The sequence below is a fragment of the Streptomyces sp. NPDC088732 genome (genome assembly GCF_044751205.1).
Classification (GTDB): domain Bacteria; phylum Actinomycetota; class Actinomycetes; order Streptomycetales; family Streptomycetaceae; genus Actinacidiphila.
The window spans coordinates 21068-34376 of record NZ_JBIVLI010000010.1; the positions used below are offsets into that span (position 1 = coordinate 21068).

A 13309-nucleotide genomic window follows, 5' to 3' on the forward strand; every position below is an offset into this window, starting at 1 on the left:
GACGCGGCTCAGTCCGGGCCGGCCGTCGCCGGCTCCCGCGACGCCGGGCGGGCCGCGGCGATCGCGGCCTGGAGACTCGCCAGCCAGATCGCGGCGTCGACCGCGTAGTAGAGCAGCGGATCGGGGGCCCCGCCCGCCGAGGCGGTGCAGACGTCGTGGATGACCGTGCGGTCCGTCGGCGCGTCGTCCGGGTGCGGGTTCTCGGGGAAGGCGCGCTCGCGGCCCAGGATCAGGTCGTAGCTGAACGGCAGCGCCAGGCCCCGCAGGCGGTGCGCGGCGTCGCGCAGATGCGCGGCGCTCAGCGGCCAGGCGGACAGCGCGCCCGGCGGGCAGTTGTCCAGCAGGACCTGCCCCATGGTGATGACGCGGTTGCCCGCCAGCATGATCACCTGGAAGTCGGTGTCCCCCGACGCCGCGTGCCGGGCGTCGTGCCGCTCGGTGGCGTACTGGGCGTAGGTCGCCTCGACGATCAGCTGCGCCAGCCGGGCCCGCGGCAGGGCGTCGGTGGCCCGTGCCCCCTCGGTGATCCTCTCGGTGATGTCGGCGACCGCGCGGGTGCCCTGGTCCAGAACGCGGGCGCAGGCGCGCCGCAGTTCGCCGGTGCCGCCGTGCGGCCAGGCGAGCAGGCCGACGACGGCCCCCGTCACGGCCCCGGTCAGCACGTCCAGGAAGCGGGCGGCGGCCAGTTCCGGCCCGCTCGGGGCGATCTGGGTGAACGCGGCGGCCACGGTCAGCGTGAAGAACGCCTGGCCCCAGCCGGGACCGAGCACCTTGCCCGAGGCGAAGGCCAGCAGCATGCACGGCGGCAGCAGCGCGGCGAACACCAGCGGCGTCCCCGCGGCGAAGTACAGGATCAGCGCCGCGACCACGGCGCCCGCGAGCGTTCCGCGCAGCGCCGGCATCAGCGCGGTGCGGGTGCCGACGGCGCTGGTGCGCATCACCGTGAGCGTGGTCAGCAGGGCCCAGAAGCCGTGCTCCAGACCGAGCGCGCCGACGACCAGCCGGACCGCCGCGAGCGCCACGGCGATCCGCACCGCGTTCTGGAAGTACACCGACCGCGGCGTCAGATGGGCGCGCAGCCGGTGGTAGTACAGCTCCGCCGTGGGGCGCCCGGCGTACCAGAAGGCCCCGGGACGGGCCGGCAGCGGCGTACCGTCCGCCGGCACACGCGCCCCGAGCACGATCCGGACCGCCGTGACGACGAAGTCGGCCGTGTGCGTGATGTCCAGGGCGATCGCGCCGTTGCGCACCATCGTGGCGGAGTCCGCGCCCGTCCCGCGCGGCCGCACGCGGTGCGACTCGAAGGCGCTCGCGGCGGCACCGCAGACGGCCTGCATGGGCGGCGGGGCCCGGCCGGTCAGCGCCCGGTCCACGTCCTCGCAGGCTGCGGCCGAAGTCAGCAGCAGCCCCATGGCGGCCGGTTCCGGCGGGGCCGCGCCCTCACCGGCCGACTCCGTCAGCTGCCATGTCTGCGCCAGCAGATGCCGCATCTGCGAGGCCGCCTCGGACAGCGCCCGGTCCCGCGCGGACGCCGACGCCGGACGCTCGTCCGTCGGCACATGGCTCATCCGCAACTCCTGCGAGGCCTTCAGCAGCGCATCCGGATCACCCCGCCGGGGCGGGTCCGCCGCCAGCCCGTACAGCGCCTCGGCCGCCGTCCGCGCCGCCCGCGCGACCCGCTGCTCGTACCGGGCGGGACACGGCGCCGGCCACAGGAAGCACTCGGCGAGGCCGATCAGCACGACCCCGGCGACCAGGCCCGCCAGCCGGTGTCCCAGCGTCGACGGCGCGTACGGAGGGAAACAGGGGAGGATGTAGAACAACTGCAGCCCGTTGGCGAGGCCCACCAGCTTCGGCCCGCCGACCCCGCTGAACGTGACGAGGAAGCCCACGACCAGCATCCCCAGGGCCGCCGTCCAGGCGTGCGCCGCCAGCACCGTGCCCAGCGTCACCAGGGCCATACCGACCGGCAGCGCGGCCAGCAGCGTGCGGGCCCGCTCGCGCGGCGATCCGGGCACGGAGGACAGCCCGCCGGCCGCGACAGCGCCGAACAGGGCGTAGATGGCCACCGTCCGGTCGCCCAGGCCGTACCGCGCGGCGTAGAAGCCCGTGCAGGCCACCACGGTCACCCGCGCCGAGCGCCGCACCGCCGCGAGACCCGGATCGCGGGCCCGCAGCCACTCCAGTCCGCTCCGGCGCGCCACTCCCATCGTCAAACGGTAGGACGCCCGCTGACGCCGGGCCACCGCACCGCGGTCACGGGCCTTGAGGCGTCCGCTCGGGTGGCCCGCCCGCCTGTGGGACGGGGTGGCGCCGGGCCGGTCGGCGCGGCGTCGCTCACGCCCGTGGTGGATGTGGTCCCCGGTCGCGGCGAGGATCTGGCCGGGTGGCCCGGCAGCCGCTCCGGGGCCGTTGCCGAGGCGTCGCTTCGGCGCGTGGTGGGTCGCGGTGGCGCGGGGCCGGGCGTGAGCTTGCGGCCTGCGGCCGGCGTGCGGCCGGGTGGCCCGGCGGGCGCTTCAGGGCGGGGTGGCGTCGGGCGGTTGGCGCGACGCGGCTTGTGCCCGTGGCGGGGTGGGGTGCGTGCCGGGAAGTGGCGGCGCGAGCGTGAGTGCCGTGCCCGGTCGTGGCCGCTGCCCTTGGCGAGGCGGTGGGGTTGGCCCGGCGGCAGCTTCGGGGTGTGGCGGGTGTGGTCCCCGGTGTCGGTGGGCGTCTGGCCGGGTGGCCCGGCAGCCGCTCGGGGGTGGTCGGTGTGCTGCGTGCTGAGGCGCGGTGGCGCAAGGGCGGGTTGCCGTGGCCGGTTGTGGCCGCTGCCCTTGGCGAGGCGGTGGGGTGGCCTGGCGGCGGCTTCGGGGCGGGGTGGTGCCGGGATGGTTGGCGAGACGCTGCTTCTGCTCGTGGCGCGGCGGTGGGGTTGGCCCGGCGGCAGTTTCGTGGTGGGGCCAGGCCGGTCGGCGGGACGTGGGTGGCCCGGCAGCCGCTTCGGGGCGGTCGGGGGTGAGGGGTGTGGCGCGTGCAGGCGCAAGGGCGGGTTTCCCCCGCCCTGGTGAGTGTGCGGTGGCGCCGGACGGGTCAGCCCGGGGTGCGGGACTCCAGGTCGCGGCGGGTGGCGTCGCCGTACTCGCCGCTCTCGTCGCCGCGGATGCCGTACCAGACCTGGAAGCGGGCGACGGCCGCCGTGAGCCGCCGGTCGAAGCGGCCGTCCACCGGTCCGCCGGTGTAGACGTCGGGAATGCGCAGCAGGCGGGCCTGGAGTTCGCTGACGGCGGGGCCGCTGTCGCCCTCCCGGAGCACGCCGGAGGCGGTTCCCGCGGCGGGCGGCGCCGTGGTGACGGGCGGGGCGGGGGCCGCCGGTGTGAGGGTGGCGCCGGGGGAGGACAGCGCGAGCGCGAGCCCGAAGCCGGCCGCGCCGGCGCCCGTGACGAGGGCGCCCAGACCGGTGAGGCGCAAGGCGCGGGACGAGGCGTGCCGCCGGGTGGCCTCGCCGGCGGGGGGAGCCGCAGGCGGCGCGGGCGCCGGTCGCGGGCGCTGCGATCCGGCCGGGCGAGGGGCGGCACCGGCGGGGCGGAAGAGGCCGAGGGACTCCTCCCAGGAATCGCCCGCGGCCGCGGACTCACGTGCGGGGATGACCCGCGTCGGCTCGATCATGCGGCGCCGTGACGGCCCTCCGGCGGACGGGTTCGGCACTGGGGTACCCCTTGTCTCCCCCCTCGGTCCTGCTGATTCGCCCACGTTAGGAACGAACTGCCGTGCCCCCGCCGGGAATCGGCGAATCCGCCCCGCCCGCTGCCGTACTGCGCTACGCCCAGGGCGGGGCGATCCGGAAGGAGGTGTCCGCGCGGTACCCCGCCTCGTGCCGGTAAGGGTCGATGCGCAGGCGGAAGTCGCGGTGCCGCAGCAGGTGGTCCGGGTAGTTGTACGACGCGAAGGAGACCGTGCCCCGCCAGGCACCGGGCCGGGCGCAGAACGTGGCGTCCTCGCGGAAGAGCGCGGAGCCGTCCGGCCGGCCGACGCGGAGGCGGAAGTCCTGGTGCCGCAGGTAGTCGCCGTCCGGGGTGGCGAAGGAGACGCAGCGCGCGTCGGCCAGGCCGGGGACGAGCACGAAGGTGGCGGCGCGGCGTGTCGCACGGGAGGACGACGGGCCGACGGGGTCGAGGCGGACGGTGCCGCCGGGAGCGCTCCAGTAGCGGTCGGGGTGGTCGGCGGACTGCAGGGACAGGCTGTGGCCGCGCGGCGCCCGCGAGTCGTCGCCGTCCGCGCCGTCCGCCCGGTGGTGGTGGCTCGGTGTCGCCCGGGGCGCGGCGGGCGTGCTGTACGCGGGTTCTGAGCCGCGGCTCGCGGGAGGCGGGGTCACGGCGGGGAGCCGGGTGGTGACCGGTTGGATCCGCGGGGCGGAGGGCGGGAGGGAGCGCGACGGCGACGCCTTCGCCGCGGCGGCCGGGACGCCGCCCGACGGCCGGCCGGGCGCGGCCTGCTCGGCGGCCGTCTCGCCGGGCGCCGGCGCCGCGTGGTGGAACACCACCGGCGCGAGCAGGGCGCACACCGCGACCACCGCGGTGCCCGTGACCAGGCGCAGCGCCCGCGTCTGGCGCCGGGGTGCCGGTTCCGCCCGCCCCGGTGCGGTGAGGGCGACGCCCAGCCGGCTGCGCGACGCCGCCCGCGTCCAGGCCTCGTCGTCGAAGCCGGGGAACGGGTGGTGGTGTGTGCCGGGGGTGCGGCGCGGCTGGAAGACGTCCAGGTCCTCGTCGTCGGGGCCTTCGGGGCCGTCGTGGCCGTCGGGCTCTGCGGCTGTCACGTGGGGTGCTCCGTCGCTGTCGGACCGGGGGACGGCGGCGGTGCCGGGCTGCCGGACGGACGCCTTCCGTGAGCGGCGAGATTAGCGAGACCGGGTGGTTTCTGCGGGGCTTCCGTGAAAACCGTTACCCGGTGATCCCGTCGTCGTCGACCCGTCAACTCCCTTTCCTCTCAATGTGGTTGACGTTCCGTCCGGACCGGCGGCGGGCGCCTCGTCCGGGCCCGCACCGGCCCCGACCCCGGCATGAACGGTCCCACCTGCGGGAAGGCGCGCCTGCGGAACCCGCCCCGCACGCCGAACGCCCAGGAGGTGGCCCCATGGCAGGGTCGACCGCTCACGCCGATCCACCGGGAGCAATGCGGACGGACGTGCCGGCACGGCTGGACCGGCTGCCCTGGACGCGCTGGCACTGGCGCATCGTGATCGGCCTCGGCACGGTCTGGATCCTCGACGGCCTGGAGGTGACGATCGTCGGCAACATCGCCGGCCGCCTCGCGGAGTCCGGCAGCGGCATCGACATCAGCACCGCCCAGGTGACCACTCTCGCGGCGGCGGTGTACGTGGCGGGTGCGTGCCTGGGAGCGCTGTTCTTCGGCCGCCTCACCGACCGGCTCGGCCGCAAGAAGCTGTTCATGGTCACCCTGGCCGTCTATTTGGCGGCGACCGCGGTCACGGCGTTCTCGTGGACCGCCTGGTTCTTCATCCTGTGCCGCTTCTTCACCGGCTTCGGCATCGGCGGCGAGTACGCGGCCATCAACTCCGCCATCGACGAACTGATCCCGGCCCGGGTCCGCGGCCGGGTGGACCTGATCATCAACGGCAGCTTCTGGATCGGCGCGGCGGTCGGCGCCTTCGCGTCCATCGCCCTGCTGAACACCGCGCTGTTCGCCACCGATGTCGGCTGGCGCCTCTCCTTCGCCATCGGTGTGGTCCTGGGCCTGGTGATCCTGCTCGTGCGCCGCCATGTGCCGGAGAGTCCGCGCTGGCTGTTCGTCCACGGCAGGGCCGAGGAGGCCGAACGCCTGGTCGCCGACGTGGAGCGGGAGATCCACGAGAAGACCGGGCGGCCCCTCCCGGAGCCCGAGGGCAGCATCCTCATCACCCCGCGCGGCGACATCGGCTTCGTCACCATCGCCCGGACGGTGACCCGCACCTACCCCCGGCGCACGGTGCTCGGCCTCGCGCTCTTCGCCGGCCAGGCCTTCCTCTACAACTCCGTCACCTTCGGCTACGCCGTCATCCTCACCACGTTCTTCGACGTCCCCAACGGCAAGACCGGCTACTACTTCGCCGTGATCGCGGTCGGCAACTTCATGGGGCCGCTGCTGCTCGGCCACCTCTTCGACTCGGTCGGCCGCAAGCCGATGATCTCCGGCACCTACATCGGCTCCGGCATCCTGCTGCTGGGCACCGCCTGGCTGTTCCAGCAGGGCATGCTCAGCGCGTTCACGATGACGGCGTGCTGGACCGCCGTGCTCTTCCTCGCCTCGGCCGGTGCCAGCGCCGCGTATCTGACGGTCAGTGAGACCTTCCCGCTGGAGACCCGGGCGCTGTGCATCGCGTTCTTCTACGCGGTCGGCACGGCGCTCGGCGGCATCACCGGGCCGCTGCTCTTCAACGGGCTGGTCAGCAGCGGGAAGCCGTCCGACACGACGCTCGCCTTCTGCATCGGCGCGGTGCTGATGATCGTCGCCGGGTGCGTGGAGGCGGCCATCGGCGTGCGCGCCGAGCGCCGCAGCCTGGAGTCGCTGGCCGCGCCGCTCAGCGCCGTCGACGAGTCCGGGCGGACCGCCGCCACCAAGGGCTGATCCGCCGCGGCCCGGTCGCTCAGCGGGTGCGGCGCGCGACCAGGCCGCGCACGAACGCGGCCTGGCCGGCGTGCTGGAGGTCGTCCGAGACGACGCTGACCAGCCGGACGGCGAGGGTCACGGGCGGGTCCCAGCTCTCGTCGACGACACGCTCGAAGTCGGCCTCGTGCAGGGTGCGCAGATAGCCGACGGTGTGGTCGTGGACGGCGTCGTGGTAGCCGGTGAGCAGCTCGCCCGAGGCCACCCGCACCGCGTCGACCTCCTTGCGGACGTGCCCGTACCCGGTGTCGTACGGCGGCAGGCCCAGGTCGAAGCGGCCGGCCCAGCCGTCGGCGGTCCACAGCTGCTCCGTGCCGGCGGCGTCGGCGACATGGTCGTCCTGGATCCGCGTGAGGTGCCAGACCAGCCAGGCGATGGAGTTGGAGCGGTCGTCCAGACGGGCGTGCAGTTCGTCGGGGGTCAGGCCGTCGACGGCCTCATGGACGACCTCCTGGATCCGGCCGAAGGCGTCTACCAGCAGTTGGGCGCTCTTCACGGGTACTCCCTGCGTTTCGGTGGGCCGGGTTGCGCTCCACGCTAGGCGGCTGCCCCGGCGGCGGCCACGAGACACTCCAGGACCCGGCGCAGTGCAGGCTGCCGCGAGGTGCCGGAGGCGAGCAGGGCGGAGACGGTGCGGGTCACCGGGTCGGCCGGCGGGTGCAGGCTGACGCCGTCGAGGGCGGCGGGAAGGGCCATGCGCGGCACGAGCGCGACCCCCGCCCCGGCGCCGACGAGGGCGGTGAGCACGGCGAAGTCGCTCGCCAGCGCCACCGGCCGCGGGACGAACCCGGCGGCCCCGCAGGCCCGCCGGGTCAGCTCGTGGCAGGAGGTCTCCGGACCGGGCATCAGCCAGTTCTCCGCGGCGAGGCCGGCGAGGTCGGCGCTCTCCCCGGCGGCGAGCCGCAGGCGGTCCGCGAGGGCCGCCGGCAGGGCCAGCAGCACCGGCTCGTCGAGCAGCCGGTGCTGCTCGCACCCCGCGGGGACGTCGCGGGGCAGCAGGCTGTACGCGTGGACCACCGCGATGTCCGCCTCGCGGCGGCGCAGCGCGCCCACGGCGGCGTCCGGCTCGTGCTCGGCGATGCGCAGTTCGGCAGGTCCCGTGCCGTCCGCGGCGGCCCCGGCGGCGAGGCGCGCCCAGACGTCCGGCAGCAGGACGCGTGCCGCGGACGGGAAGGCGGCGACGCGCACCGGTGCCCGGTCCCCGCCGCGCAGGCCGTCGAGGGCGGCCTCGGCGGACGCGAGGTCGCCGAGGACCACCTCGGCGTGCTCCACCAGCAGCCGGCCCGCGGCGGTCAGCCGCAGGGTGCGCCCGTGCTTCTCCAGGAGGGGGACGCCCGCCTCGCGCTCCAGCGCGGCCAGTTGCTGCGAGACCGCGGGACCGGTCAGGTGCAGGGCCTCGGCGGTGGCGGCGATGGTGCGGTGCACGGAGAAGTCGCGCAGCAGGGCCAGCCGGCGGACATCGAGCACGAAGCTCACCTTTTCGTTCCGCATAGAAAGAGTAACTGGATCTTTGTCATTCTACTGGGGACAGTGGGGACGTGAAGAACGCCCGCCACACCCTGGCCCTCGCCGGCACCGTCGTGCTCTGGGCGTCCGCCTTCCCCGCGATCCGGGTCGGGCTGGACGGTCTCGGCGTCGCGGGGCTGTCGTTCCTACGCCTGGCCGTCGCCTCCGTGGCACTGGCGGTCGTGGCACCGCTGACCGGGGTGCGGCGGCCGCGGGCGCGCGACCTGCCGCTCATCGTGCTGTGCGGGCTGACCGGCATGAGCGCCTACCAGGTGCTGCTGAACTGGGGCGAGGTCCACGTCCCCGCCGGCACCGCGAGCCTGCTCGTCGCGCTCGCGCCCGTGTTCAGCGTGCTGCTGGCCACCGCCTGCCTCGGTGAGGCGCTGACCGTCCGCATCGTCGCCGGCAGTCTCGTGGCCATCGCGGGCGCCGCCGTCATCGCCCTCGCCCACGGCGGCGCGCGCGTCTCCGCGGGGGCCCTCGTCGTGCTCGCCGCGGCCGTCGTGCAGGGGATCTACCACGTGGCCACGAAGCCGCTGCTGCGCCATCGCACGGGCCTGGAGGTCGCCTGCTACGCGATGTGGGCCGGGACGGCGCTGCTGCTGCCGCTCGCGCCGGGGACGGTGACGGCGGCGGTCCACGCGCCCGCCGCCGCCCTCGGGGCGGCCGTCTGGCTCGGGCTGCTGCCCTCCGCGCTCGGCTTCGTGCTCTGGGGGTACGCGGTCGCCCGGACGACGCTCGCCGTCTCGACCGCGGCGCTCTACCTCGTCCCGCCGGTCGCCATCGCCGTCGCCTTCGTGTGGCTCGGCGAGACGCCGCACTGGGCCGAACTGGCCGGCGGGGTGCTCGGGATCGCCGGAGTCGTCCTGATCAACCGGCGGCGGCCCGCGGCGGGGGCCACCCGGGGACGGGCTCAGCGGAACGCGACCGCCAAGGTGACGACATAGGGCTCCTCGACCGTGCCGTCGGGGAAGAGCGCGGTCAGCCGCTCCCGTTCGGCGGCGAGGAAGTCCCGGGCCGGCTGCTCGCCGAGCACGAGGAACGCGGAATGGCTGCCGAGGCTCCCGAGGTGGACGTCCAGCGGCACCCGCCGCGTCCAGGCCACCCGGCGCACGGTGAACTCCGGCCCCTCCGGCACCCGGTCCTTCGCCCCGCCGCCCAGGGCGCCGCCGCCGTGCCCGAAGTACGCCCGCAGCCGGGCCTCCTGGTCCGCCAGCCACGGTGCCGAGCGGTCGAAGTCGTTGCGCCACACCGCGAAGGCGCCGCCGGGACGGAGCACCCGCAGCGCCTCCGGCACCGAGGCCGCCGGGTCCGTCCAGTGCCAGGCCTGCGCGTACGTGACGAAGTCCAGGGCGCCGGTCGCCAGCGGCAGCCGGTCGCCCTCGCCGCGCACGACGGGCACCCCGGGCAGCGAGCGGCGGAACTGGGCGGCCATGCCGTCGCCCGGTTCGACGGCCACCACCCGGGCGCCGCGGGCGTGCAGCAGGGCCGTCGCGATCCCGGTCCCCGCGCCGACGTCCGCCACGCGGGCACCGGCCAGCGGCCGCCCGGCGACCTCCTCCAGGGCGTCCAGCAGGGCCACCGGGTAGGAGGGGCGGTTCGCCGCGTACAGGGCGGCCGCCTTGTCGAAGGAACGGGCGCGGGAAATGATCGTCATGCCTCCATCCTGCGTCGCCGCGCGCCCGGCGGGCGAAAGCTTTGCCCTTCCGTGGTCAATTCCACTGGCGGCGGTACGCGTGCCCGCCTCCGCCGCCCGCGGGCCTGATCCACAGCGTGGCCAGCAGCCCGAGGAAGCTGATGGCGATCACGAGCACACCCGGGCCGATGCCGCGGCCGCTGCTGATGGCGGCGAAGGCCGAGGTGTCGGCCGCGGTGCCCGGGTAGCCTGCGGCCCCCGGAGCCGCCGGGGCGTTCGCCCCGCCCTGCGCCCCGGGAGCGGCCGGCGCGGCCGGGGCCGCCGGTGTCGCCTGGCCGTTGGGGGTGTCCTGTGGATTCCCGCCGCCCGGGGTGGCGCCACCGGCACCTGTGCCCGTGCCCGTGGCCGGGTCCGCGGCGGGCGCGGAGGAGACCGGGGCCGCCGGCCCGCCGTTCTGGTCGCCCGGGGCCGTGCCGTCGCTGTCCGTGGCACGGGGGATGCCCACGCCCAGCGCGGCCAGCGCGGTCGTCACGGGCTGGAAGAACGTGATGCCGCCGGAGGTGCAGTCGCCGCTGCCGCCCGAGGTGACGCCGAGGGCGAGGCTCTGGGCGAACAGCGGGCCGCCGCTGTCCCCGGGCTCGGCGCACACCGTCGTCTGGATCAGGCCGCCGACCTGGCCCTCGGGGTAGTTGACCGTCGCGTTCAGGCCGGTGACCTGGCCCGAGTGCAGGCCCGAGGTGCTGCCGCTGCGGAAGACCTGCTGTCCCACCAGGGCCTCGGCCGCGCCGTTGATCCGTACCGCCCGGCCGTCGCCCAGGTTCACCGCGCTCGTCCGGTCGTCGTCCGTGGTGCCGTCGCCGGGACCGCCGTAGCGGATCAGGGAGAAGTCCCCGCCGGGAAAGGAGCTCGCCACCGTCGTACCGACCCCGATGGCGCCCCGGTTGTCGCCGAACCACGTGGTGCCGACCGGGCCGCAGTGCCCCGCGGTCAGCAGGAAGGTCTCCTTGCCGTTGGTGACGTTGAAACCGGCGGAGCAGCGGCTGCCCCGCGTGAAGATGGGCGCGGCGCCCGCGGTGCGGACGGTGAACGTGTCCGTGGTCCGCTCCATGCGGACCGCGCCGCCGATGCCGTCGGCCACCTCCTTCAGCCGCGACCAGTCGGCGGCCGAGACGGTGGCGTCCGCGAGGACCACCACCGTGTTCGACTTGGGGTCGACCGACCACGCGGTGCCCGCCACCCGCGGTGCCTCACGGAGCGTCTCCCCGGCCGCGCTCAGCTCGCGCATGCTGTACCGCACGACCTTCGCCTGCGCGCCCGCCCCGGTCACCTCGGCCGCCGACGCGTCATCGGTGACGGCGACCACCGGGCGGCCCTGCGCGTCCACCCAGCTGCCCGCGGTACGGGAGTCGCCGAGCCGGCTCTCCAGCTCTCTGGCGAGGGTGGCGGCGCTGCCGACGCTCTGCGCGCCGTCCGCCGGGGCGTCCAGGACCCGCCGTCCGCCACCGCCGTCCTGCGACGCGTTCGCCCCGGACTGCGACACCATCACCCCGCCGCAGACGACTCCCGCGACGGCCACGAGCCGTATCGCGCGCTGCACGCCACGCCGTGTGCGCCTCACCCAGACCCCTACTTCCGCATCCGTACGCGGACCCGCGACCCGGGCCCACCCTCCATACGTGCGGTACGCGCCGCGTGCTCACCGCCGCGGCGACCGTTGTCCGAGGGGGGCGGGACCGGGCGTCCCGGGTGCCCGGGCACCGGCGAGGACCTATCGTGACGGAGAGGCGCCAGGCGGGCGCCGCCCGCGACGGCGCGTCCGCGTCGCGGGGGTGAGCCATCAAGGAGTCGGGATGGGCGGACAGTTCGAGGCAGTGGTCGAGATCGACCGGTCGGTCGGCGAGGTCTTCGCCTACCTCGCCGAAGGAACGCACGACCCCGAGTTCAGCCCCCGGGTGCAGGAGATCAGGAAGAGCCCGGCCGGTCCGACCACCGTCGGCACGATCTTCACCAGCGTGGTCAAGGACGCCGGCATGAAGTCCCGGCGGGAGTTCCGCATCACGGTGCTGGACGCGCCCAACCGGATCCGCTGGGCGGAGCAGTCCAAGAACCTGGTCACCGCGGTGCAGGGCGGCTACGACCTGGAGCCGGTCGGCGAACGGATGACCCGGGTGCGCATCTTCAACGAGCTGGAGGGGCACGGCATCGGCAAGCTGCTCGCCGGGCTGGCCCTGAGCGCGGCCCGCAAGGACGCGCCCGCCTTCGGGCAGCGCATCAAGGCGGCCGTCGAGGCCTCCTGACCCCGGCGGACGCAGCCGCGCCGACGGGCGCGGCCGCACCCGCGGCGTCCGCGGGTGCGGCCGGGACCGCGTCAGTAGCGCAGTACCGCGGCGATGTGCTCGTGCCCGGCGAGCGTGTCGGGGGGCAGGAGGACGACCTCGGCGCCCTTGTCGAGCGCGGTCTCCACGACCTCGTCGACGATGTCCTCGCGCACACCGCCCTCGAAGCCGCCGGCCTGCTCGGCGTCGCCGTCGACCGGGACCAGGTGGCCGTCCGACAGCCGCACGATGCGCTGGTAGTCCTCCTCGACCGCGACCAGCTCGGCCCGGCCCTCGCACACCGACTCCCAGACCTCGTCCAGTCCCGCGGCGAAGGTGCGGCGGCTCCGGGCCTCCTCCAGCCGCGCGCCGACCCGTTCGGTCTCCTGGCGCGCGAACTCCTCCAGGGCAGGGGCGAGTTCCTCCAGCAGCGCCGGCTCGGGGGCGTCCGTCAGACCGCCCTTGAGCACGGTGGCCACAGCGGCGTCGGAGGCGGTGCCGACCTCCTTGAGCAGCCCGACCGCGTCGGGCAGCCCCACCAGGTACAGCGGGCGGGCGTCCGCGCCCAGCAGCGCGGCCAGCGCGCTGTCGACGGTGCGCAGGAAGCGCCGGGTCTCCTCGTTGCTGAAGGTGCTCGGGTAGTCGCCGATCTGCTCCAGCCGCTCCGGGTCCCACTCCAGGTGCTCCGGCTCCGCGGGGAAGCCGTCGCCCTCGTGGGGCTGGAGCGACCGCCCGCTGCCGCTCCACAGCGTCGCCCGGTCGGCGGCCACGCCCAGCACCCAGTACGGGCGGGCGCGCGCCTTGGCCGCGACCAGGTTGCGGGTGAGGAAACTGTCGCTGATGACGACGCGCTCGGGCACCGGCCGCGGCAGCACCCACAACTGGTGGTCGTCCTCTGTGGCGTACATGACCAGACCGTCGAGCGAATGCCGCAGGTCCACCTCGGACGCGACCCGCTGGAGCTGGCCCTTGATGTTCATCCGGGTCCGGCGGGACGCGTCCGGGTCGTTCTCGACCCGGCGTTCGGCCTCGGCGATGAGATTGCGCAGCCGCACCGCGTCCTGGGCGTTGTCCGGACGCCGGTGCGTAGGCATGGTCAGCGACACCGCTGGGTACGGCCTGGTCGCGCGGAGCTCCCGCAGGGTTCCGGCCGTGAGGGCGTCGGTTTCCATGGTTGCCTCCTCGAGGTCCACGGTTGCTCCCCGGCGGACGG

At 75.5% G+C, this 13309-nt stretch carries 11 protein-coding genes; 3 read left to right on the forward strand and 8 right to left on the reverse strand.

What is annotated here, in order from left to right; genetic code table 11:
• Positions 1–8: 8 nt before the first annotated feature.
• From ACIP9H_RS18140 to ACIP9H_RS18150, 3 genes are all read right to left on the reverse strand, one after another.
• Complete coding sequence (locus tag ACIP9H_RS18140) at positions 9–2210, reverse strand: FUSC family protein (protein ID WP_401959761.1); 2202 nt, start codon at positions 2208–2210, stop codon at positions 9–11.
• A gap of 859 nt (positions 2211–3069) precedes the next feature.
• Positions 3070–3645 (reverse strand): peptidoglycan-binding protein, encoded by a 576-nt coding sequence (locus tag ACIP9H_RS18145; RefSeq protein WP_401959762.1) that lies wholly within the window; start codon positions 3643–3645, stop codon positions 3070–3072.
• A 151-nt stretch (positions 3646–3796) separates the two neighbouring features.
• Positions 3797–4792 carry an AbfB domain-containing protein gene (locus tag ACIP9H_RS18150; RefSeq protein WP_401959763.1) on the reverse strand — a complete coding sequence of 332 codons (996 nt, stop codon included), beginning with the start codon at positions 4790–4792 and terminating at the stop codon, positions 3797–3799.
• 317 nt (positions 4793–5109) lie between these two features.
• Here ACIP9H_RS18150 and ACIP9H_RS18155 point away from each other — a divergent pair, with 317 nt between their 5' ends.
• Positions 5110–6600, forward strand: coding sequence for an MFS transporter (locus ACIP9H_RS18155; RefSeq protein WP_401959764.1), 1491 nt, complete (start codon positions 5110–5112; stop codon positions 6598–6600).
• Positions 6601–6619: 19 nt separating this feature from the next.
• Here ACIP9H_RS18155 and ACIP9H_RS18160 read toward each other — a convergent pair whose 3' ends face one another.
• Both ACIP9H_RS18160 and ACIP9H_RS18165 read right to left on the reverse strand, forming a co-directional pair.
• Positions 6620–7135 carry a DinB family protein gene (locus tag ACIP9H_RS18160; RefSeq protein ID WP_401586695.1) on the reverse strand — a complete coding sequence of 172 codons (516 nt, stop codon included), beginning with the start codon at positions 7133–7135 and terminating at the stop codon, positions 6620–6622.
• A gap of 41 nt (positions 7136–7176) precedes the next feature.
• Positions 7177–8106, reverse strand: a complete 930-nt coding sequence (locus ACIP9H_RS18165; protein ID WP_401959766.1) for a LysR family transcriptional regulator — start codon at positions 8104–8106, stop codon at positions 7177–7179.
• Positions 8107–8177: 71 nt separating this feature from the next.
• Between ACIP9H_RS18165 and ACIP9H_RS18170 the strand changes: the two genes are divergently transcribed.
• The gene (locus ACIP9H_RS18170) at positions 8178–9092 is read left to right on the forward strand and encodes a DMT family transporter (RefSeq protein ID WP_401959767.1); all 915 of its coding nucleotides are present in this window, start codon (positions 8178–8180) and stop codon (positions 9090–9092) included.
• Here the strand turns inward: ACIP9H_RS18170 and ACIP9H_RS18175 are convergent.
• Together ACIP9H_RS18175 and ACIP9H_RS18180 are read right to left on the reverse strand one after the other, a co-directional pair.
• On the reverse strand, positions 9059–9802 hold the full coding sequence (locus ACIP9H_RS18175) for a class I SAM-dependent methyltransferase (RefSeq protein WP_401586703.1): 744 nt from the start codon (positions 9800–9802) through the stop codon (positions 9059–9061). The two genes, ACIP9H_RS18170 and ACIP9H_RS18175, sit on opposite strands and share 34 nt — an antisense overlap.
• A gap of 55 nt (positions 9803–9857) precedes the next feature.
• Positions 9858–11378 (reverse strand): S1 family peptidase, encoded by a 1521-nt coding sequence (locus ACIP9H_RS18180; protein ID WP_401586705.1) that lies wholly within the window; start codon positions 11376–11378, stop codon positions 9858–9860.
• A 253-nt stretch (positions 11379–11631) separates the two neighbouring features.
• Here ACIP9H_RS18180 and ACIP9H_RS18185 point away from each other — a divergent pair, with 253 nt between their 5' ends.
• Positions 11632–12078 (forward strand): SRPBCC family protein, encoded by a 447-nt coding sequence (locus tag ACIP9H_RS18185; protein WP_401586708.1) that lies wholly within the window; start codon positions 11632–11634, stop codon positions 12076–12078.
• A 71-nt stretch (positions 12079–12149) separates the two neighbouring features.
• Here the strand turns inward: ACIP9H_RS18185 and ACIP9H_RS18190 are convergent, their stop codons facing one another.
• Positions 12150–13268 (reverse strand): chemotaxis protein, encoded by a 1119-nt coding sequence (locus tag ACIP9H_RS18190; RefSeq protein ID WP_401959769.1) that lies wholly within the window; start codon positions 13266–13268, stop codon positions 12150–12152.
• Positions 13269–13309 lie beyond the last annotated feature (41 nt).